The following is a 20,418-nucleotide window of genomic DNA, read 5'->3' on the forward strand; positions in this document are numbered from 1 at the left end:
TGGCCCCCGCCTGCGGGGGGAAGGGGGTGTTTATGCAGGGTATTCGGGAGGTGCAAGTTTTGAGTCAGTCCAGCACGAAGCGGTCCTCGCTTTCGTGAAGGCGCACCCGGTGGACGATGCGCTGGTCCTGGCCCCCGTTCCCCTCGGTCATGGCCACCACGCTCACGTAGGGCCTTAAGGGGCTACGGAGCACCTTCTTGGTGAGGGTTTCCTCCACCTGGAAGATGCCCGCGGAGTTGTTCATGGTCACCTGGATCTCCACGGGCACCTTTTCCCCTTTCAGGATGCGCACCTCGTCCACCGCCAGGGCGCTTATGGAGTGGATGTCGATGCTCCCCAGGGCGAAGGCCTTCCGCCCCCGGCCCTTGGTGATGTCGGTGCCGTCGGCCACGGCGGTGACCCCTGCCTCAATGGTTAAGGGCTCCGGGGAAAGGTCATGGCTATAGATGCCGTGGAGGATGAGGGCCCTAAGGGCGGTGCGTTGCTCGGGATCCGGGTAGATCTTCTCCAGGATCCGGTTCAGGATGGGCAGGGACAGGGTAACGCCAAAGGCCTCGTGATGGTCCCGGTGCACCTGGTTGCCCAGGTCGTGGAGCATGGTGGAAAGGAGGACCACCACGTAGGCATCCTCCAGCTCCCCGGCCCCTGACTCCACCGTGTCCAGGCGCACCCCTGCCTCGGCCAAGAGGGCCAGGATGGCCACGCTGGCCGCCCCGGTGAGGAGGGCGTGGACCCGGCCGTGGTCGTTGTAGCCCAGCTTGCGCATGGTGATGTAATTGGCCATGTTCCACCCAGCCCTGGCCTCGGGGTCTTGGATGAGGAGCTCGTAGGCCTTAAGGGCCTTGGGAAAGGCCCTTAGGCGCTCGCGAATGGACTGGTCAGCCTCGGCGTACAGCTTGGCCTTGGGGCTGGCAACGTGGACAACGCGCTCTCCCGTCATGGGCACCTCTACATTACACCACACCCCGGATGGCCACGCCCACCCACACCCCCATGCCCTAAAAGAAGGCAGAGGGTCCGGCCAAGCCCCCTCCCCAAGGGAAAGGGCTCGCTCTTATAACTTTCCGTATATCCTTTCCTGAGCTACACCGAGTTCTCGGCCACCCCAAGGCGTTTTCCGGGGTCCCCACCCTGGCGCAAGCCAGGGTGGGGTGGTATTACTCCCCCTTGAAATTAGGTGCCCGCTTTTCCAGGAAAGCCCGAACCCCCTCCTTCATGTCCTCCGTGGCGGAGGCATAGCCGAAAAGGTCGGCCTCGATCTCCAGGGCCTCCGCCAGGTCCAGCCCCTCGCCCCGCACCACGCTTTCCTTGGCCAGGGCCAGGGCGATGGGCGCATTCTTCATGATCTTCTGGGCCAGCTTCTTGGCCTCCTCCAGGGCATCCTCCCCCACCCGGTTCACCAGGCCCAGGCTTAAGGCCTCCTCGGCGGACACATGCCGCCCGGTGAAGATGAGGTCCAAGGCCCGGCCCCGCCCGATGAGGCGGGGAAGCCTCTGGGTGCCGCCAAAGCCCGGGATCAAGCCCAGCCCCACCTCGGGCAGGCCCAGCTTGGCCTCCTTGGAGGCCACCCTCAGGTCGCAGGCCAAGGCCAGCTCCAGCCCTCCTCCCAGGGCATACCCGTTGATGGCGGCGATGGTGGGAAGGGGCAAGGCGGCGATCTCGGCGAAGACCTGCTGCCCCAAAAGGGCATACTCCCGGGCCATGAAGGGATCCTTCAGGGCGGCGATCTCCTTGAGATCCGCCCCGGCGGCGAAGGCCTTGCCCTCCCCGGTGAAGATGGCCACCCGGACCTCGGGATCCTGATGGATCACCTCGGCCACCTCGGCCAGCTCCCTGAGGAGGTCCTGGGAAAGGGCGTTTAAGGCTTCAGGACGCCTTAGGGTAACCAGGGCGATGCCCTCCTCCACCTCGTAGGAGAGGTGCTCAAACTCGGGGATCTCCAGGATGAACTCGTGCTCGTGTTCGTGCTCGTGGGCCATGCTACACCTCCAAAAGGGCCTCGAGGGCCACCTCCACCATCCGCCTTACGCCCTCTTGCAAAACCTCAGGCGGAGCAAGCTCCGGGTCGCCGATGCGGTTGGAAACCGTGAGGATGGCCCCCGCCCGCACCTTCCGCATCTTACCCAGGAGGAAGAGGGCGCTGGCCTCCATCTCAAAGGCCAGCAGGCCAAACTGAGCCCAGGCCCTCGCCCCCTCGGGGGTGGTGGCGTAGAAGGCATCCTCGGTGGCCACCAGGCCCACATGGTGGGGGTAGCCTCTTTGCTCCGCCTGCTTCCAAAGGGCACGGAAGAGCTCGGCGTCGGGCACGGGAGCATAGGGACGGCCTTCCAGGTACTGCCGGGTAGCCCCGTCCAGGGGCACCGCCCCTTGGGCGATCACCAGGTCCCCGGGGGAAAGGCCCTCGTCCACCGCCCCACAGGTGCCCACCCGGAGAAGAACCCTGGCCCCCAGGCTCACCAGCTCCTCGGCCACGATGCTGGCCGAAGGGGCTCCCATGCCCGTGGTCTGCACGGAAACCGGCACCCCCCGGTACCGGCCGGTGAAGCCCAGAAGGCCCCGGTAGGAGGTGTAGAGCCTGGGTTCCTCGAGGAAGGTGGTGGCGATCCACTCCGCCCGGCCCGGATCCCCGGGCAGAAGCACCCTCTCCGCCACCTCTCCCTTCTTGCCCCGCACGTGGATGGGACTCATACCGCCCCATTTTAAAGCCGCAAGGCGGGAAGCCCTTCCACCAGGGCCTCGTCGTGGGTGGAGAAAAGAAGGGCCGCCCCCACCTCCCTGGCCAACTCCCGCATGAGCCTGAGCACCTCCCTGGCCTGGGTGCGGTCCAGGCTGGCCGTGGGCTCATCGGCCAAAAGAAGCCTGGGGCGGAGGTACAGGGCCCGGGCCACCGCCACCCGCTGCCGCTCCCCACCCGAAAGCCTCTGGGGCAGGAAGTCCGCCCTTTCCCTAAGGCCCAGCCGGGCAAGGAGCCCAAGGGCAAAGGCCCGGTCCACCCGACCCGCCAGGTAGCCGGGGGCTAGGACGTTTTCCAAGGCGGTGAGCTCGGGGAAAAGAAAGTGGTGCTGGAAGACAAGGCCCATAAAGCGAAGCCGCCTCCTGGCCAAAACCCCCTCGGGAAGGCCCCGGATGGGGATTCCCTCCCAGTACACCTCGCCCTCCTGCAGGGAAAGAAGGCCCGCCAGGAGGTGGAGGAGGGTGGTCTTGCCGCTTCCCGAGGGCCCCAGGATGGCCAGGGACTCCCCAGGGCAAAGCCTAAAGGAAACCCCCCGGAAAAGATAGCCGTTCCCGTAGGAGAATCCCAGGTCTATGGCCTCCAAGACCGGGTTCACCCTCTCATCCTCTAGGCAAAAGATGAAGCCTCGGTTAGAGTAAGGCCGATGTCGGCATCCCCTCTTTTCCAGGATATGGGCCCGGAGGAAACCCGCCTGGCCCGCTCCTACTTCCAGCCCCTGACCTACCCCAAGGGCAAAGCCATCTTCCACCAGGGGGATCTAGGCCAGGCCCTTTACCTGGTGGAGGAGGGCCGGGTGCGCCTCTACCGCACCCACCTGGGGGGCCAGGAGAAGATCCTGGGGTTCCTGGGGCCCGGGGAGGTCTTTGGGGAGATGAGCCTTTTGGACGGGGGGGAACGGAGCGCCAGCGCCCTGGCGGAGGAGGAAACCCTGCTTCTCGCCCTCTACCGGGAAGCCTACCTCGGACTCATCCGCCGCCTGCCCCTCTTCGCCCACAACCTGGCCCGCATCCTGGCCCGCCGCCTGCGGGAACTCAACCTGGAGCTGGACCTTCTGGCTTTTGAGGAGGCGAGAAGCCGGGTAGCCTACGCCCTCTTAAAGCTCCTTCGCCAAGGATATGGGCCTCAGTTCCAGCTGCGCCACCAGGACCTGGCGGCCCTGGCCGGGGTGAGTCGGGAAACCACCACCCGGGTCCTCCACGAGCTCAAAGACCAAGGCGTCCTGCGGCTTTTTTCAGGGGTGGTGGAGGTGGTGGACCCCAGGCTTTTGGAGGAGGTGGCCTTTGGCCTGGTTTGAAGAAACCGAGTCGGAGGACCTTCCATGCGCTTGAAGGTGGATGTTCTCCCCACGGAGGAGCTGGTCTACCCCGATGTGGTGTTGGTGGTGGACGTGATCCGCTCCACCACCACGGCCGTCGCCTTCCTGGAGGCGGGGGCAGAGGCCCTGTACTGGGTCCCAAGCCTCGAGGCCGCCCGGGCCTTCAAGGATGCCGACGTCCTCCTGGCGGGGGAGGTGGGGGGGTTAAAGCCCCCGGGGTTTGACCTGGGGAACTCCCCCCGGGAGGCCCTCGAGGCCCCCGTGGGCGGCAAGACCGTGGTGATGAGCACCACCAACGGCACCAAGGCCGCCCATGTGGCCGCCAGGACCGCCAAGCACGTGCTTCTGGCCTCCCTCTTCAACGCCCACGCCGCAGCCCGCCTGGCCCGGGAGCTGGCCACGGAGGAGGTGGCCATTCTGGCCGCCGGCAAGGAGGGGCGGGTGGGCCTGGACGACCTCTACACCGCCGGGGTCCTGGCGGAGTACCTGGGCCTCCTGGGGGAGGTGGAGCCTGAGGATGGGGCCAGGATCGCTTTGGCGGTGAAGCGGAACTACCAGGACCCCTTGGAGGCCCTTTCCCTCTCCGCCGCCGCCACCGCCCTGAAGGGTGTGGGCCTCGAGGCCGATGTGCCCTTCTGCGCCCAGGTGGCCAAAAGCGCCGTGGTCCCCATCCTCACGGGCCGGGTGGGGGAGGCCCTCATCTTCAAGCGGGCCCTCCCAGGAACCCTAAAGGAGCCGGGGAACCAGGCGCACGAAAAAGACCATCCCCAGTAGCTCCATCAGGGACTGGAACACGATGACCAAGGGAGCGAGGTCCGCCTCGGGTACGGCCAGGCTTAAGGGGAGCACCAAAAAGGAGTTCCGGGTGCCCAGGCTGAAGGCCAAGGTTCTTCCCGCCTTGGCGGGAAGGCGGAAAATCCGGGCCAGGAAAAGGGAGAGCCCCAAGGCCCACGCCAAGTAGAGGAGGAAAACCCCAAACAAGAGGAGAAGATGCCCCCAAAGCCCCGGTAGAAGGCCCGCATGCCCCAGGGCCACCAGGAAGACCACCAGGGTGAGAAGGGGCACGGGCCAGTAGGCGGTCCGGGACGCCAGCGCCTTTCCCCAGGGGCGGCCCTGAACCCAGAAGGCCAGGAAAAGGGGCAGGAGGACCACCAACCCCGCCCCCACCAGGGTGGCTGGGTCCGGGTGGTAGGCCGATAGCGCCTCCCCGAAGAACAAGAGAAGGTAAAGGGGCAGAAGGGCGAGTTGCAGGAGGAGGTTCAGGGGCGTCAGGACCAGGGCTCTGGCCATATCCCCCCGGCCCAGGTAGCTAAAGGCCAGAAACCAATCGGTGCAGGGCACCAGGAGAACCAAGGCCACCCCCAGGCGGAGCCCCGGGTCCTGGGGCAGAAGCGGGAGGAGGCCGTAGACCAAAAGGGGTACCAGAAGGAAGTTTCCCACCACCGCCGCTAGGAAAAAGGTCCGGTCGCGGAAGGCCTGGCGCAGGATACGGAAGGGCACCTGGAGGAAGGTGAAGAAGAGGAGAACCGCCAGGGCAGGCCAAAGAAAGCCCTCTCCCCAGGGGGCAAGGCCGGGAAGCCCAAACCCCAGCCCCGCCCCCAACAAGGCCGCCCCCAGGTAGAGGGGAAGCTGGTGCCGTTCCCAGAGGCTTTCCACCCGCGCCTAGCCCCCTTGGGCCAAAAGCTGGTAGAAGCGCCTTAGGGTAGCGATGCCCTTCTCCAGGTTCACCAGGTCAAACTTCTCGTTGGGAGCGTGGAGGTTGTCGTCGGGAAGCCCCAGGCCCAGGAGGACCACGGGCGCACGAAGGGCATCCTGAAGCTCCGCCACCACCGGGATGGTCCCTCCCTCCCGGGTGTACACGGGGGGCCTGCCCCAGACCTCCTCGAGGGCCTTGGCCATAAGGCGCATAGGGGGGCTGAAGGGATCGGTGAGGACCGGCCTGCCCCCGTGGAGGCGAAGGATTTCCATGGTGTAACCGGGCGGGCAGATCCCCCGCAGGTAGGCCTCCACTTGGCTGGCCACCTCCTCAGGATCCTGGTCCGGCACTAGGCGCAGGGAAACCTTGAAGCCCGCCTCGGCAGGGATCACCGTCTTGGAGCCCTCCCCCTGATACCCTCCCCAGATGCCGTTGAGGTCCAGGGTGGGCCGGGTCCAAAGCCTCTCCAGGGGGCTATAGCCCTCCTCCCCGGGCAGCACCTCCACCCCGAGCTCCCGTCTCAAGGCCTCCTCGTCCAAGGGGGGCCAAAGCCTTTTCTCCTCCTCCGAAACCGGTCGCACCCGGTCGTAAAGGCCGGGAACCAGGATCCTCCCGGTTTTCTCGTCCTTTAGCTTGGAAAGAATCCACCCCACGGCCTGGATGGGGTTCGGAGCCACGCCGCCGAAACTTCCGGAGTGGAGGTCCCGCCGGGCCCCCTTCAGGCGCACCTCCAAATAGGCCAGGCCCCTTAGGCCATAGGTGAGGGTGGGGGTGAGGGGAGCGAACATGGCGCCATCGGAGATGAGGACCACGTCGGCTTGGAGCTTCTCCCGGTGCTCCCGCACGAAGGGCAGAAGGCTCGGGCTTCCGATCTCCTCCTCCCCCTCCACCAGGAACTTCACGTTCACCCGGGCGGGCAGGTCCTCGAGGGCCGCCACATGGGCCCAAACCTGCCCCTTGTCGTCGGAGGCCCCTCGGGCGTAGACCCTTCCCTCCCGCACCGTGGGGGCGAAAGGGGGGGTTTCCCACAGCTCCAGGGGATCCGGGGGCTGGACGTCGTAGTGCCCGTAGACCAGGACGGTGGGGGCCTTGGGATCCAGGAGGCGCTCGGCGTAGAGGATGGGATGCCGCGGAGTCTCGTGGAGCTCCGTGCGGAAACCCCGCTCCCTTAGCCTCTCCGCAAGCCAGAGGGCCGCCTTGCGAACGTCTTCCTTGTGGGCCGGGTCGGTGGATACGGAGGGGATGGACAGGAACTCCAAAAGGGGCTCTAGCGCACTCACGCCCCCATGCTACTCCCCTCGGGCAGGGTCTTGCCCTCCTCCAGAAGAAGGAGCCTCAGCCGGGCCACCTCGGCCTCAAAGCGGGCCTGCAGGGCCTCCAGCTCCGAGCGAAGCCGCATGATCTCCTCCACCCCCGCCAGGTTCACCCCCAGCTCCTGCGTCAGGCGGCGGATCTCCCGGAGCCTCTCAATGTCCCGCTCCGAGTAAAGCCGGGTCTTCCCACCCGACCGCTTCGGCTTGATCAAACCCTTCCGCTCATAAAGCCTAAGGGTCTGGGGGTGCATCTCCAATAGCTCCGCCGCCACCGAGATCCCGTACACGGGACGGTCCTTGGGGGAGGGCTTGGCCGTGGCCCCAGGAGGGGGAAGGGCCGGGCGTTCCAGCTCCTCAAAGCGGGCCCCGATCTCCTCCTTCAGCCGGGCCACCTCGGCCTCAAAGCGGGCCTGCAGGGCCTCCAGCTCCGAGCGAAGCCGCATGATCTCCTCCACCCCCGCCAGGTTCACCCCCAGCTCCTGCGTCAGGCGGCGGATCTCCCGGAGCCTCTCAATGTCCCGCTCCGAGTAAAGCCGGGTCTTCCCACCCGACCGCTTCGGCTTGATCAAACCCTTCCGCTCATAAAGCCTAAGGGTCTGGGGGTGCATCTCCAATAGCTCCGCCGCCACCGAGATCACGTACACGGGACGGTCCTTGTCCATGGCCTTTAGCTCCCTCCGCTAAACCCTCCTAACCAATACTATTATAAAGCGGGCACAAAACCTAGGCGCAAGGAAGCTTTCCTGGCCGCCTCCACCACCCGGGGAGCCAGGCGGTGGGCCTCCTCCAGGGAAAGGCGGCTGGCGGGAGCGGAGAGGGACAGGGCGGCCACCACCTCTCCCCCGGGGCCGAAGACGGGAGCGGCCACACAGCGCACCCCTAGCTCCCTCTCCTCGTTGTCCAGGGCGTAGCCCTTCCGGCGCACGGTTTCCAGCTCCCGCTTCAGGTCCTCGAGACGGGTCAGGGTAAAGGGAGTATAGGGCACCAGGGAAAGCCCCTCGGGAATGCCCCGGAAGGCAAGAAGCACCTTCCCCACCCCCGTGGCGTGCAGGGGAGCCCGGGAGCCTGGGGCGGTGAAGAGCCGGACCAATCTGGCCCCCTCCGCTTGGTCCAGATAAAGGGCCTCCCTTCCCGCCAGCACCGCCAGGTTCACGCTCTCCCCCGTTTCCGCCGCCAGGGCCTCCATCTCCGGATGCGCCGCAAGAAGCAGGTTCTGCCTGGGATAAACCTGGCCCACGGCAAAGGCCTTGGGCCCCACCCGGTACACTCCCCTTTCCTCCTCCACGAAGCCGTGGCGGACCAAAGTCTGGAGAAGGCGGTAAAGGGTGCTCTTGGTAAGCCCCGTCCGCTCTGCCAGGGGGGAAAGCCCCGCCTCCTTAAGCTCCGCCAGGGCCTCGAGGACGCTCAGGCCCCGCTCCAAGGTCTTCACCTCCCCGGCTCCTTTCCTCCTGGGGCGTGGCATAGGCCTCAGGCTAGCACCCGCTGGGTTGTTTTTCAAGTAACAAAAAATCATTTTGCTTCTTGACAAATCCTCACCCCTTCCCTTAGGCTCAAACCACCATGAAGGGCGTGGAAATCCTCAAAGACCATCCCCTCTTAGGGGAGGTGCTCACGGAAGAGGCCCTGAGGTTCGTGGTGGCCCTGCACCGGGAGTTCAACCCCGTGCGCAAGGCACTTTTGGAGCGCAGGAAAACCCTCTGGGAAAGGTACAAGGCCGGGGAAAAGCCGGACTTTCCCGAGGAAACCGCCTTCGTGAGGGGCGGGTCCTGGCAGGTGGCGGAGGCCCCACCCGACCTTTTGGACCGCCGGGTGGAGATCACCGGCCCTGTGGACCGAAAGATGATCATCAACGCCCTGAACTCCGGGGCCAAGGTCTTCATGGCGGATTTTGAAGACGCCCTCTCCCCCACCTGGGACAACGTGATCCAGGGGCAGAAGAACCTCTATGACGCCGTCCGCCGCCAGATCGACTTTGTAAGCCCCGAGGGGAAGGAGTACAAGCTGAAGGAAAAGGTGGCTACCCTGGTGGTCCGGCCCCGGGGCTGGCACCTGGTGGAGAAGCACGTCCTGGTGGACGGGGAGCCCATCTCCGCAAGCCTCTTCGACTTCGGCCTCTACTTCTTCCACAACGCCCACGAGCTCGTAAGGCGGGGTAGCGGGCCCTACTTCTACCTGCCCAAGCTGGAAAGCCACCTGGAAGCCCGGCTTTGGAACGAGGTCTTCCACTTCGCCCAGGACTACCTGGGCATCCCCCGAGGCACCATCCGAGCCACGGTGCTCATCGAAACCATCCTGGCGGCCTTCGAAATGGAGGAGATCCTCTACGAGCTTAAGGAGCACGCCGCCGGGCTAAATGCCGGCCGCTGGGACTACATCTTCAGCTGCATCAAGAAGTTCGCCACCACCGCCCCCATCTTCCCCGACCGGGCCCAGGTGACCATGACCGTGCCCTTCATGAAGGCCTACACCGAGCTTTTGGTCCGGTCCTGCCACCTCCACGGGGCCCACGCCATCGGCGGCATGTCCGCCTTCATCCCAAGCCGCAAGGACCCCGAGGTGAACGAAAGGGCACTGGAGCAGGTGCGGGCCGACAAGGAGAGGGAAGCCTCCCAGGGCTTTGACGGCACCTGGGTGGCCCACCCCGACCTGGTGCCCGTGGCCATGGAGGTCTTCGACCGCCACCTGGGGGAGAGGCCCCACCAGAAGCACGTGAAGCGGGAGGACGTGCAGGTGAGGGCGGAGGACCTCCTGAACTTTGAGGTCCCGGGGGGCAAGGTGACGGAGGTAGGCCTTCGCAACAACATCTCCGTGGCCCTCCAGTACCTGAACCAGTGGCTTCTCGGCAACGGGGCCGCCGCCATCTTCAACCTCATGGAGGATGCCGCCACCGCGGAGATCAGCCGGGCGCAGCTTTGGCAATGGGTGCACCGGCAGGCCACCTTGGAGGACGGCCGCACGGTCAGTGCCGAGCTTTACCAAAAGATCAAGGAAGAGGAGCTCGCCAAGCTGGGAGGACGGGAGGTTGGCCGCTATAAGGAGGCCGAGGAGATCCTGGACAAGCTGGTCCTCTCGGAGGAGTTCATCGAGTTCCTGACCCTGGTGGCCTACGATTACCTGGACTGAAACCAAAAAATCCGGGCTAAGTGCTCGTGCACGAAGGGTGCTCCATTGGCAAAAGCAGAAGCGGCTTGCCCGTGGCCTTTTTGGGGTCCCCGTTGTGGCGCAAGCCACGACGGGGTACTTAGGAAGGGGTGGGGCAGGCCACCCACCCCTTCCGGTAAAGTGGGATAGGAGGTGGCAATGGGGTTCCTGGAAGAGCTTAGGGCCCTCTTCCCCCCGGGAAGGCTCCTCACCAAGGAGGCGGAGCTAGCCCCTTACGAGTCCGACGCCCTCACCGCCTACCGCAAGCGTCCCCTAGCTGTGGTGCTTCCCGAGCGGAAGGAGGAGGTGGTGGAAGCGGTGCGCCTGTGCTACCGCCACGGGGTGCCCTTTGTGGCCCGGGGAAGCGGCACCAGCCTCTCGGGGGGCTCCTTGCCCGTGGAGGGGGGCTTGGTCATCGCCCTCAACCGCATGAACCGCATCCTGCGCCTGGACCCCAAGGCCCGGATCGCGGTGGTGGAGCCTGGGGTGGTGAACCTGGAGGTTTCCCGGCAGGCAGCCCCTTTTGGCCTCTATTACGCCCCCGATCCCTCCAGCCAGCCCATCTCCACCATTGGCGGGAACGTGGCCTTCAACTCCGGCGGGGCCCACTGCCTGAAGTACGGGATGACGGCAGGCCACGTGCTGGCCCTCGAGGTGGTCACCCCTCAAGGGGAGGTGGTGCGCCTGGGCGGGGAAGGCCTGGAGAGTGTAGGCCCCGACCTCCACGGCTTTTTTGTGGGCACCGAGGGGCTTTTGGGGGTAGCCCTGGAGATCACCTTAAGGCTCCTCCCCAAACCCGAGGCCTACCACACCCTTCTGGCCGCCTACGAGAGCCTCGAGGCCGCCGGCAACGCCGTGAGCCAGGTGATCCGAAGCGGGCTCCTCCCCGGGGCCATGGAGATCATGGACCGCTTGGCCATAGAGGCCGCCGAGGCAGCGGTGAAGGCCGGCTACCCCCGGGTGGAGGCCCTCCTCATCGTGGAGCTGGAAGGCCCCAAGGAGGAGGTGGAGGAGGAAGCCAAACTCCTGGCCCAGGTGATTAAAGAAAGCAGGGCCTTGGAGGTGCGCATCGCCCAAAGCGAGGCCCAGCGCCAGGCCATCTGGAAGGGGCGCAAGGCTGCCTTCAGCGCCGTGGGAAGGCTTTCCCCCGATTACATCGTTCAGGATGGGGTAGTGCCCCGAAGCCGCCTGGGGGAGGCCCTGAAGGAGATCGGAAGGCTTTCCCAGGAATACGGCCTCAGGGTGGCCAACGTCTTCCACGCCGGGGACGGAAACCTTCACCCCTTGGTCCTCTACGACGGCAAAAAACCCGGGGAGCTGGAGCGGGCCGAGGAGCTGGCGGGGGAAATCCTCAAGCTTTGCGTGCGCCTGGGGGGGTCCTTGACCGGGGAACACGGCATCGGGGTGGAGAAGAAGGAGTACATGCCCAAGATGTTTGCCCCGGAAGACCTCCTGGCCATGGAGCGGGTAAAGGAGGCCCTGGACTCTAAAGGCCTCGCCAACCGGGGCAAGGTGCTACCCGGCCACGGGCAAGGCCCGCATCTAGGAGAGGTGCATGCCTGAGGTTCGCGCCAACTCTCTGGAAGAAGTACGGGAAGCCGTGCGCACCTATCCCCGCCTGCGCCCCAAGGGGGGCGGGAGCAAGCCGGCCCTCTCCACCCCCAAGGACGGGGAGACCCTCCTGGATCTTTCGGGCCTCAGGGGCATCCTGGAGTATGCCCCTGAGGAGTTCGTCTTCACCGCCTATGCCGGCACACCCCTTAAGGAGATAGAGGAAACCCTACGGGCCCACGGCCAGTACCTGCCCTTCCACCCACCCCTGGTAGAGCAGGGGGCCACCTTAGGCGGCACGGTGGCGGCAGGGCTTTCCGGACCCATGCGGGAGCGGTTTGGGGGCCTGAGGGACTTCATCCTGGGGGTGCGCTTCGTGGACGGGGAAGGAAGGGTGGTGCGGGGCGGAGGCAAGGTGGTGAAAAACGCCGCTGGCTTCCCTTTCCACCGCCTTATGGTGGGTTCCCTGGGAGCCTTCGGGGTCATGGTGGAGCTTTCCTTTAAGGTCTTTCCCTATCCCCGGGCCACCCGAAGCCTGAAGGTGGGCTTTGCCAAGGCGGAAGAAGCCCTGGCGGCCCTCGAGGGCCTCAGGACCCTGCCCTTGGATCTCCTCGCCTTAGACCTGGTGCCTCCAGCCACCTTGGAAATACGGCTGGGGGGATTCCCCGAGAGCCTGGAAAAACGGATCCAGCGGCTCCAAGACCTCCTGCAAAGGGAAGGGGAGGTGCTCCGGGAGGACGAGGCCCATTGGGAAGGGGTAAAGAACCTGGCCTTCCTGAAGGAAAGCCCCATCTGGGTAAAGGTGCCTTCCCGTCCGGACCTCATCCCCCTACTGGAAGGCCTTCCCTTAGGACCCAGGCGCTACCTGGCTGGGGGAGAGCTTCTCTATGCGGGCCTAGACCCCGAAGGACTCCAGGCCCTTAGGGAAAGGGCCATCCCCCACCTGGTGTTGAGAGGCAAGGCGGATCAACCCCTTTACCCTCCTCCACCGGAAGCCTTCTTCGCCCCCATCAAAAGGGCCCTGGACCCAAAGGGTCGTTTTCCCTTAGGGTGAGAGCATGCAGCACCGCATACCCGTGGAAACCCTGGGCAAGGAAGGGGAGGTGATGGCCCACGCCATAGAGGCTTGCGTCCACTGCGGCTTCTGCCTCCCCACCTGCCCCACCTATTTGGTCCTGCAGGAGGAGATGGACTCCCCCCGGGGGCGCATCTTCCTCATGAAGGAGGTGTTGGAGGGAAACCTTGACTTGGAGGAGGCCCTCCCCTACCTGGACCGCTGCCTAGCCTGCCAGGCCTGCGTCACCGCCTGCCCTAGCGGCGTCCCCTACGGAGAACTCATCGCCACCTTCCGCCTCCACACCGAGAAGGAGCGCCACCGCTACCCCCTGGAGCGGGCCTACCGCCTGGGGCTCCTCCGCACCCTGCCCTACCCGGAGCGCTTCCGGCCCCTTTTGGAGCTCGGGGTGCGCTTCAAGCCCCTCTTGAAACCCCTGCCCCTGCCCAAACCCCTGAAGGCTCCCCTGGCCCTTCTCCCCGACCGCTTGCCCGAAAAGGAGTTCCATCAAGAAGTCTATCCCGCCAAGGGGGAGAGACGGGCCCGGGTAGGCATCCTCCTAGGATGCGCCCAGCAGGTCCTGAGGCCTTCCATCAACCGGGCCACCATCCGGGTCCTCCGGGAAAACGGGGTGGAGGTATGGGTAGCCCAGGAACAGGTCTGCTGCGGAGCCTTAAACCTGCACGCGGGGGACAAGAAAGGGGCGAAACGCCTTGCCCGGCAAAACATGCTGGTCTTCCGGGATGTGGACTTCGTGGTCACCAACGCCGCCGGGTGCGGCTCGGGGATGAAGGAATACCCCCTTCTCTTCCTGGGTGAACCTGAGGAGGAGGAGGCTAAGGCCCTGGCCGCCAAGGTCAAGGACTTCACCGTCATCCTAGACGAGCTGGGATTCATCCCGCCACCGCCCCCCAAGAAGCCCCTTCGGGTGGCCTACCACGACGCCTGCCACCTGGCCCACGCCCAGGGGGTGCGCGAGCCCCCCAGGCGCCTCCTCAAGGCGGCCGGGGTTGAGGTGCTGGAGCCAAGGGAGTGGGAGATCTGCTGCGGCAGCGCGGGCACCTACAACCTCTTCCAGCCAGAGATCGCCGAGGTCCTGGGCCGGAGAAAAGCGGAGAACCTGAAGGCCACCGAGCCGGACCTGGTGGTCACGGGCAACATCGGCTGCCTTACCCAGATCCGGGCCTACTTGGACCAGGGCATCCCCGTGCTGCACACCGCGGAGCTCCTGGAGTTGCTCTACGAAGGAAAGGACTCCGTGGATTGACGTAATGAAAAGTGTGCATCTATGCATGAAACCATGCCCCTCACCATCCGCAACCGGGAAGTAGAACGTTTGGCCAGCGAGGTGGCCCGCCTGACGGGCGAAACCAAGACCGAGGCGGTGCGCAAGGCCTCGGAGTTCCGCCTGGCCGAGCTGACCCGTAAGCGGCGCCCTGATCGGGTGCTTCGCTTTCTGGAGGAGGAGGTGTGGAGAGGCTGGTGGAGGAGCTAGGCCTCGAGGTCCTGCCCTTCACCAAGGAGCACTACCGGGAAGCGGTGAGGGCCTACGCCCGCTACGGCAAGGGCCGCCACCCCGCCGGGCTCAACCTGGGGGACTGCCTGAGTTACGCCGTGGCTCGGGCCGAGGGGGAACCTCTGCTCTACAAAGCGGAGGGCTTCCGCAAAACCGACCTGGGGAACGGATGAAGGAGCTTCTGAAAGCCACCTTCCTCGAGGCCTTGCGGGCTGCTCACCCCTACCGCCTCACGCTAAAGGCCCTTCCCCCCTGGAAGCCGGACCTGATTCTGGCGGTGGGCAAGGGAGCCTCTTGGATGCTAAAGGCGGCCTTGGATCGCTACGGGGAGGTACCCTACCACCTCACCCTGCCCAAGGGGCAGGATGCCCTGGGACTACGAGCGGTTTTCGCCGGCCATCCCTTGCCCGATGGGGAAAGCCTAAGGGCGGCCCAGGAGGTCCTGGAACTCCTCAAGGGGCTTTCCCCCAAGGCGCGGGTTTTAGCCCTGGTTTCGGGCGGGGGAAGCGCCCTTTGGTGCCTGCCCCTGGGGATCTCCCTGGAGGCGAAGCGGGCCCTCACGGAGGCCCTCCTGAAAAGCGGGGCCAGCATTAGGGAAATCAACGCCGTGCGCAAGCATCTTTCCCAGGTGAAGGGGGGAAGGCTTCTAAAGGCCACCCAAGCCCGGCTTCACGTGCTTCTCCTCTCCGACGTGCCGGGGGATGACCCTGGGGTTATCGCCTCGGGACCCTTCCATCCCGATCCCAGCACCTACCTCGAGGCCCTGGCCGTCCTGGACCGGTATGGCCTGGCCTTTCCCGAAGCCGGGCAGGTGTTGGAAGAGGGACGAAGAGGCCGGATCCCCGAAACCCTGAAGCCCCAAGACCCCGCCCTAAAACGGCTTTCCTACCGGATCGTCGGGCGCAACCTGGACCTCCTAAAGGCCGCCCAAGGGTTCTTAAGGCGGCAAGGCTACCGGGCGGTGATCCTCTCGGACCGCTTCGGCGGCGAGGCCCGGGCCCTGGCCCGCTTCCATGCGGAGCTGGTGGAAACCCTCCGCGCCCATGGCTTTCCCTTCAAAAAGCCCCTTTTCCTCCTCTCCGGGGGTGAAGCCCAGGTACAGGTGAGGGGAAAGGGTAGGGGGGGCCGGAACCTGGAGTTCCTCCTCGCCCTCTACGCCCACCTCCAAGTCCCCCTTTACGCCCTGGCCGCCGACTCCGACGGGCTGGATGGGCCCTCGGGGGTAGCGGGGGCTTTGCTCACCCCAGAGGTCTGGGAGTTGGGCTTGGATCCAAGGCCCTCCCTGGAAGCCAACGACAGCTACGGCTTCTTTGAACAGGCGGGAACCCTCCTAAAAACCGGGCCTACCGGCACCAACCTCAACGACTTCCGCCTCCTCTTTGTAGACTGAAAAGGTGGAGTACCCGGAGCTGGTCCCGGTCCTCGAGGTCATCCTCAAAACCGTCCCGGCCCAGAAGATCATCCTCTTCGGCATCCGGGCCCGGGGAGAGGCCCACCCGGAAAGCGACTACGACCTCCTCATCGTGGTGCCTAAGGAAGTGGACAAACGGATAGCGGCGCGGTCCCTTTACCTTTCCTTAGCTAAGGTACGCAAGGGTTTCCCCGTGGACCTGGTGGTAGCCCATCCCGAGGATCTGGAAAAGTACAAGGACGCCTGGATGACCATCTACCCAAAGGCCCTAAGGGAAGGGAAGACCCTTTATGCCGCTTGAACCCACGGACCCCTGGTCCTGGTTACGCCTTACCAAAAGCGACCTAGCCTACGCTGCCCAAACACCCCAAGAAGCCCTTTTCGAACCCTCCGCCTTCTTAGCAGAACAAGCCGCAGAAAAGGCCATAAAGGCCCTTCTCGTAAGCAAAGAGGCCACCCTCCTCATGGAGTACACCCTCAGGGGCCGCTACCCTGCGGGGCTTCCCAAGCTCACCCAGGAGGAAGGAGAGGAAGCCTTAGAGCTGGCAAGGCGGGTGGTGGCCTGGGTGGAATCCCTCTTGTCCGAAGGCCATGGCTAGCCTCTACCTCCACGTCCCCTTCTGCCCCACCCTCTGCCCCTACTGCGACTTCCACGTGGTGCGCCGGGGCCCAGGGTGGGTGGAAGCCTACCTGAAACGCCTTAAGGAGGAAGCCCAAAGGCTTTACGAGATCCACCCTGAGCCCCTAAAGACCCTCTACCTGGGCGGGGGTACCCCGAGCTTTCTCCGGGACCGGGAACTCATCGCCCTCTTCCAGGCCCTTCCCTGGAAGCTGGAAGCGGATGCGGAGGTGACCCTCGAGGCCAACCCCGGCACCTTGAACCGGCAACGGATGGCCCTTCTCAAGGACCTCGGGGTAAACCGCCTCTCCTTAGGGGTCCAGAGCTTCCAGGAGGCAGTGCTGCGGTTCCTGGGCCGGGCCCATGGGCGCAAGGGAGCCTTGAAAGCCGTGGAGATGGCCTTGGAGGGGGGTTTTCGGGTTTCCCTGGATCTCATCCTGGGCCTGCCTATGCAGGAGGTGGAGAAGGATCTAAAGGAGGCCGCCTCCCTAGGGGTGGGGCACGTATCCGCCTACACCCTGCAGGTGGAAAAGGGTACCCCCTTCACCCTCTCGGGCCTGAAGGAAGATCCGGAAGGGGAAGCCTGGGCCATGGGGAAGGCGGAGGAGATCCTGGAGGGTGCCGGCTTTGTGCGCTACGAGATATCCAACTTCGCAAGGCCCGGCGAGGAGGCCCGCCACAACCTGGCCTACTGGCGGAATGGCTTTTGGCTGGCCCTGGGTCCCAGCGCCGCAGGCCAGTACCCGGGCACGGGGCCGGTTTACGCCTTCCGCCGCACCAACCCTCCCCTTCCCCGCTGGCTCCTGGGGGAACCCCCCCAGGAGGAAGCCATCTCCCCCCTAGAACACGCCAAGGAAAGCCTGATGCTGGGCCTGCGCCTGAAGGAGGGCGTGGATGTGGAGGCCGTGGAGAGGAGAACGGGCTTAAGCCTTTGGCTTAGGCTAGAGCCTGCTGCTATATCCCTGGCGGAAGCAGGCTTTTTGGAAGTGGAAGGCCTCCGCCTCAAGCCCACCCGCCGGGCTTTCCCCCTCCTCCATCCGGTGGTCCTGAAGTTATGGGAGGCCCTCGAGGCCTCCTCCAGCCGCCGGATGTGATAAAATTTGACCCAGTCAAAGGAGGGGATCGTGGACCCGAACCAGCTGGGCAAAGAGGTGCTGAAGGCCCAGCCCTTCAGCCAGGACCTGGGGATGGAGCTCCTTTCCGCAGGGGAGGAGGGAGTGGAACTGGCCCTAAAAGTCCGTCCGGAGTTCTACCAGCACCTGGGGGTGGTCCACGGAGGGGTCATCGCCGCGCTGATGGACAACACCCTCACCTTCGCCGGAGGCCTGGTCTTAGGACCCGAGGTGCTCACCGTGGAGTTCAAGCTGAACTTTCTCCGCCCCGCCAAGGGGGAAAGGCTTTTGGCCCGCGGTAAGGTGGTGCAGGCGGGTAAACGCCTGGCGGTGGTCCAGGGCGAGATCTACAGCGAGGAACCCGAGCCCAGGCTGGTGGCCCTGGGCCAGGGAACCATCGCCAAGGTTTAGGCGAAGGCCAAGGCCGCCCGCGCCCGGTCGGCCAGGGCGAAGAAGCGCTCCTTGGTAAGGGGGATTTTTCCCGTCACCAAGCCTTTCCCTGGCTCGAAGTGGGCGTGCAGGTGGATGTGGGCCCGGGGAAGGCGGATGCCGATGCGCTTCAACTTGGCGTGCCGGGGAGAGACATCTGCCAAGAGAAAAGGTTCCCCCAAGGCATCGGAAAGGGAAGCGGTCATGATGGTGGTGGGAAAGTCGTAGGGGCGCTCCATGCGGTAGATGAAATCGGGGAAGTCCGCCTCCTTCTCGAACCGGACCCCCTTATCTCCAGCGTATTCCCGCATCCAGGAAAGGAGCTCCACCCAGGCCTCATAGAGTTCCCGTTCGTGCGAGGCGCTCATGGCCCGAGTATACCAAGAGGCTAAGTACCCCCTCGTGGCTTGCGCCACGNAGGCCATGGGCACGCTGTATCCACCCTTGCCGATGAAGCAACCTTCCTGCGTGAGCACTTAGGGCGCGCTGGCCCTAATAGAGGAATTCCCGGATGTCGTACCGGGCTACCCGCAGGCCCAAGCGGCGGAGCTCCCTGGCCCAAGCGGCAAGCTCCGCCTCCAAATCGGGAAGAGGCTTTAGGCCCAGGAGAGCGTAGGGGGTACCCAGCTCCTCCTGGAAAGGGGATAGGTAAACCACATCCTCTTTCCCCAAGGGGAGCTCGGCCAAAAGGGCCAGGCTCTCCCGGCGGTGGGCCTCAGCGTAGGCTAGGCCCCCAGCCCCCACCATGAGGATTACCCCCAAGGAAAGCCCCGCTCCCTTCAAAGCCTTCACCAGGGGTAAGGCCTCCCGGGGATGCCCGGGCTTGTTAAGGAGGGCAAGCAACGGAGCATGCCCGGTCTCGAGGCCAATGTAAACCCGTCTAAGCCCCAAGGCCCTAAGCCTTTCCCACCAAGCAGCCTCCTTCTTCAACCCGGTAAAGAGGTCCAAAAAGCCCAGGATGGGCTCCCCGGGAAAGGCCCGCCGGACCTCCTCCAGAAGGGGAAGAAGGGGCTCGCCCAGGGCCAAGGCATTGCCATCTCCCAGGAAAACCCCCTTCCTTAAGAGCCTTCCCCTTCCCAAAAGCTCCAAAACCCGTCCCACATGCTCCCAGAAGGCGTCGGGACTGCGCTTCTGAAAGGGGCGGTCCTGGTAGAAGGAGCAGAAGGCGCACCGGTTCCAGGTGCAGCCCGTGGTGGCCTGGAGGACCACGGAAAGGTAGGCATCCGGAGGGAGAATGCTCACGGGCCAGGCGTAGGCCCAGCGATAAGGGGTGGGGTCGGAAAGGGCCTCCGGGGTCCAGCGAAGCACCTCTTCCCGGCGTCCAGGATCCCTGAGATGGGCCTCCGCTATACCCAGGATCTCGCGGTAGACCTCCAGGGCCTCTGCCTCCTCCAGGCGTCGCCTCCTCCTCTCCCCCTCCCGGTAGCGCAGGTGCAGGCTTCCGTCCAGGGCCCGCTTGTAGGTGAGCCCCTGGCGGAAGTAGTGGTAAGGCCGGCCCTCCCGGTCAAAGGAGAGGACCCTGTCCCCCAGGGAGAGGACCGTGGCCTCCGGGCGCAAAAGCTCCACGCCCTTAGGTTACGCGCTGCCGGGGATGGGGTTGAGGAAGGCCTGTTCAGAGCCATCCTCACGGGGCATTTCATCCCCCCTCGAGGCCCTTAGAATAAGCCCCGTGGTGCTCTCGGCCCTGAAGGGCCTCCTCTCCCCCGATACCCTCTCTCGCCTTACCCCCCTGGGCGGCTTCGAAGCCCGGGTGTACACGGATGGGGAAAGGGTCTACAAGGTATACCGGCCTGGCGAGGCCCACCTGGCGGGCCTCGAGGCCGAGAGGATGGCCCGCGCCGGCTTGGGAAGCTTCGTCCTGGGGGTGGCCCAGGTGGAGGGACAAGGGGTCCTGGTCATCCGCCGTTTTCCCGGAAAACCCTTCAGCCCCGAAGCCTTCACCCCCAAGGCCCTCGCCGCCCTCTCCCACCTCTTCCTCTCCCTCCACCGCCTCCCCGAGCCGGGGTATGTGGGGGAGGAAGAGCTTTTGGGGAGGCTAGAGCGCTTCGCTGAAAGCCTGGGCTCCGTGCCCGAGGCCTTAAGCCTCATCAAGGCCCTTATGCGGGAGGTCACCTGGGTGGCGGGGGTGGAGAAGCGCTTCTGCCATCGGGACGCCTGGGCGGGGAACCTCCTGCTTAAGACCCAGGAAAACCCCTCCCACGACGACCCCGAGGTGATCCTGGTGGACTGGGTCCGCTCCGGAGGCGACGATCCCGCCCGGGACCTGGCCCTCCTCAAGACGGGAAGCCTGGACCTTCTGGGGGAAGAAAGGGCCCGGGAGGCCCTTTTCCGCCTGGTGCGGTTCTACCCCGAAGAGGTGCGGGAGCGCCTGGCCTTTTACGTGCCCCTCACCTACCTCCACGACCTCCACTGGTTCCGCACGAAAAAGCCCGAGGGATTCCTCGAGGCCTTGGCGGACAAGCTCCCCCGGGCCCTGAGCTTCTTTCAAGACTGCTTTCCCCTAAGAAACCCGGCGTGTTAGGCTTTG

24 protein-coding genes are annotated in these 20,418 nt (G+C 65.2%); 14 read left to right on the plus strand and 10 right to left on the minus strand.

The genetic code is table 11. The features are described from left to right. Nucleotides 1-64: 64 nt before the first annotated feature. The 4 genes from C2847_RS02355 to C2847_RS02370 form a co-directional block, all read right to left on the minus strand. Nucleotides 65-940, minus strand: a complete 876-nt coding sequence (locus C2847_RS02355) for a phosphohydrolase (RefSeq protein WP_105316889.1) — start codon at nt 938-940, stop codon at nt 65-67. Nucleotides 941-1,157: 217 nt separating this feature from the next. Then, nucleotides 1,158-1,979 carry an enoyl-CoA hydratase/isomerase family protein gene (locus C2847_RS02360; protein WP_105316890.1) on the minus strand — a complete coding sequence of 274 codons (822 nt, stop codon included), beginning with the start codon at nt 1,977-1,979 and terminating at the stop codon, nt 1,158-1,160. Between the two features lies 1 nt (nt 1,980). Continuing rightward, nucleotides 1,981-2,688 carry a phosphorylase family protein gene (locus tag C2847_RS02365; RefSeq protein WP_105316891.1) on the minus strand — a complete coding sequence of 236 codons (708 nt, stop codon included), beginning with the start codon at nt 2,686-2,688 and terminating at the stop codon, nt 1,981-1,983. An 11-nt stretch (nt 2,689-2,699) separates the two neighbouring features. Beyond that, nucleotides 2,700-3,329 (minus strand): ABC transporter ATP-binding protein, encoded by a 630-nt coding sequence (locus C2847_RS02370; protein ID WP_105316892.1) that lies wholly within the window; start codon nt 3,327-3,329, stop codon nt 2,700-2,702. Nucleotides 3,330-3,377: 48 nt separating this feature from the next. On the opposite strand from C2847_RS02370, the gene C2847_RS02375 reads away from it, so the two are divergent. Beyond that, nucleotides 3,378-4,028 (plus strand): Crp/Fnr family transcriptional regulator, encoded by a 651-nt coding sequence (locus C2847_RS02375; RefSeq protein ID WP_105316893.1) that lies wholly within the window; start codon nt 3,378-3,380, stop codon nt 4,026-4,028. A 24-nt stretch (nt 4,029-4,052) separates the two neighbouring features. Continuing rightward, nucleotides 4,053-4,823, plus strand: a complete 771-nt coding sequence (locus tag C2847_RS02385) for a 2-phosphosulfolactate phosphatase (protein ID WP_105316894.1) — start codon at nt 4,053-4,055, stop codon at nt 4,821-4,823. On the opposite strand, the gene C2847_RS02390 is transcribed toward C2847_RS02385, so the two are convergent. The 4 genes from C2847_RS02390 to C2847_RS02405 are packed head-to-tail and all read right to left on the minus strand — an operon-like array spanning nt 4,776 to nt 8,520. Beyond that, on the minus strand, nt 4,776-5,705 hold the full coding sequence (locus tag C2847_RS02390; RefSeq protein WP_105316895.1) for a bile acid:sodium symporter: 930 nt from the start codon (nt 5,703-5,705) through the stop codon (nt 4,776-4,778). The genes C2847_RS02385 and C2847_RS02390 overlap by 48 nt on opposite strands. Before the next feature lie 6 nt (nt 5,706-5,711). Then, complete coding sequence (locus C2847_RS02395; protein ID WP_105316896.1) at nt 5,712-7,025, minus strand: dipeptidase; 1,314 nt, start codon at nt 7,023-7,025, stop codon at nt 5,712-5,714. Next, a complete protein-coding gene (gene hspR, locus C2847_RS02400; protein ID WP_105316897.1) occupies nt 7,022-7,720 on the minus strand; it encodes a heat shock protein transcriptional repressor HspR, fused homodimer type in 699 nt (232 codons plus the stop codon). Before hspR ends, C2847_RS02395 begins: the two co-directional genes overlap by 4 nt. A 41-nt stretch (nt 7,721-7,761) precedes the next feature. Then, nucleotides 7,762-8,520, minus strand: a complete 759-nt coding sequence (locus C2847_RS02405; protein WP_164835611.1) for an IclR family transcriptional regulator — start codon at nt 8,518-8,520, stop codon at nt 7,762-7,764. A gap of 98 nt (nt 8,521-8,618) precedes the next feature. Here C2847_RS02405 and aceB point away from each other — a divergent pair, with 98 nt between their 5' ends. From aceB to C2847_RS02455, 11 genes are all read left to right on the plus strand, one after another. Beyond that, nucleotides 8,619-10,181: a malate synthase A gene (gene aceB / locus C2847_RS02410; RefSeq protein WP_105316899.1), complete on the plus strand. Its 1,563-nt coding sequence runs from the start codon at nt 8,619-8,621 to the stop codon at nt 10,179-10,181. Nucleotides 10,182-10,358: 177 nt separating this feature from the next. Then, the gene (locus C2847_RS02415; RefSeq protein WP_105316900.1) at nt 10,359-11,762 is read left to right on the plus strand and encodes an FAD-linked oxidase C-terminal domain-containing protein; all 1,404 of its coding nucleotides are present in this window, start codon (nt 10,359-10,361) and stop codon (nt 11,760-11,762) included. Further along, complete coding sequence (locus C2847_RS02420; RefSeq protein ID WP_105316901.1) at nt 11,755-12,804, plus strand: FAD-binding oxidoreductase; 1,050 nt, start codon at nt 11,755-11,757, stop codon at nt 12,802-12,804. The genes C2847_RS02415 and C2847_RS02420 overlap by 8 nt, the downstream gene beginning before the upstream one ends. Before the next feature lie 4 nt (nt 12,805-12,808). Next, nucleotides 12,809-14,071, plus strand: coding sequence for a (Fe-S)-binding protein (locus tag C2847_RS02425; RefSeq protein WP_105316902.1), 1,263 nt, complete (start codon nt 12,809-12,811; stop codon nt 14,069-14,071). Between the two features lie 21 nt (nt 14,072-14,092). Next, nucleotides 14,093-14,299 carry a type II toxin-antitoxin system VapB family antitoxin gene (locus tag C2847_RS12235; protein ID WP_244187334.1) on the plus strand — a complete coding sequence of 69 codons (207 nt, stop codon included), beginning with the start codon at nt 14,093-14,095 and terminating at the stop codon, nt 14,297-14,299. Further along, the gene (locus C2847_RS12240; protein ID WP_164835612.1) at nt 14,275-14,493 is read left to right on the plus strand and encodes a type II toxin-antitoxin system VapC family toxin; all 219 of its coding nucleotides are present in this window, start codon (nt 14,275-14,277) and stop codon (nt 14,491-14,493) included. Before C2847_RS12235 ends, C2847_RS12240 begins: the two co-directional genes overlap by 25 nt. Beyond that, nucleotides 14,490-15,710 (plus strand): glycerate kinase type-2 family protein, encoded by a 1,221-nt coding sequence (locus tag C2847_RS02435; protein ID WP_105316903.1) that lies wholly within the window; start codon nt 14,490-14,492, stop codon nt 15,708-15,710. Before C2847_RS12240 ends, C2847_RS02435 begins: the two co-directional genes overlap by 4 nt. A 4-nt stretch (nt 15,711-15,714) precedes the next feature. After that, complete coding sequence (locus tag C2847_RS02440) at nt 15,715-16,032, plus strand: nucleotidyltransferase domain-containing protein (protein ID WP_105316904.1); 318 nt, start codon at nt 15,715-15,717, stop codon at nt 16,030-16,032. Beyond that, nucleotides 16,022-16,330 carry a HEPN domain-containing protein gene (locus C2847_RS02445; RefSeq protein ID WP_105316905.1) on the plus strand — a complete coding sequence of 103 codons (309 nt, stop codon included), beginning with the start codon at nt 16,022-16,024 and terminating at the stop codon, nt 16,328-16,330. The genes C2847_RS02440 and C2847_RS02445 overlap by 11 nt, the downstream gene beginning before the upstream one ends. Further along, nucleotides 16,323-17,444: a radical SAM family heme chaperone HemW gene (gene hemW, locus C2847_RS02450; RefSeq protein ID WP_105316906.1), complete on the plus strand. Its 1,122-nt coding sequence runs from the start codon at nt 16,323-16,325 to the stop codon at nt 17,442-17,444. The genes C2847_RS02445 and hemW overlap by 8 nt, the downstream gene beginning before the upstream one ends. Nucleotides 17,445-17,474: 30 nt before the next feature. Continuing rightward, nucleotides 17,475-17,873 (plus strand): PaaI family thioesterase, encoded by a 399-nt coding sequence (locus C2847_RS02455; RefSeq protein WP_105316907.1) that lies wholly within the window; start codon nt 17,475-17,477, stop codon nt 17,871-17,873. Here C2847_RS02455 and C2847_RS02460 read toward each other — a convergent pair. Both C2847_RS02460 and C2847_RS02465 read right to left on the minus strand, forming a co-directional pair. After that, complete coding sequence (locus tag C2847_RS02460) at nt 17,870-18,259, minus strand: NADH-quinone oxidoreductase subunit 15 (protein ID WP_105316908.1); 390 nt, start codon at nt 18,257-18,259, stop codon at nt 17,870-17,872. The genes C2847_RS02455 and C2847_RS02460 overlap by 4 nt on opposite strands. Nucleotides 18,260-18,383: 124 nt before the next feature. Continuing rightward, on the minus strand, nt 18,384-19,457 hold the full coding sequence (locus C2847_RS02465) for a radical SAM protein (RefSeq protein ID WP_105316909.1): 1,074 nt from the start codon (nt 19,455-19,457) through the stop codon (nt 18,384-18,386). A gap of 103 nt (nt 19,458-19,560) precedes the next feature. On the opposite strand from C2847_RS02465, the gene C2847_RS02470 reads away from it, so the two are divergent. Further along, nucleotides 19,561-20,412 (plus strand): phosphotransferase family protein, encoded by an 852-nt coding sequence (locus C2847_RS02470; protein WP_105316910.1) that lies wholly within the window; start codon nt 19,561-19,563, stop codon nt 20,410-20,412. The last annotated feature ends 6 nt before the right edge of the window (nt 20,413-20,418 follow it).

This window comes from Thermus tenuipuniceus (genome assembly GCF_002964845.1).
GTDB lineage: Bacteria > Deinococcota > Deinococci > Deinococcales > Thermaceae > Thermus > Thermus tenuipuniceus.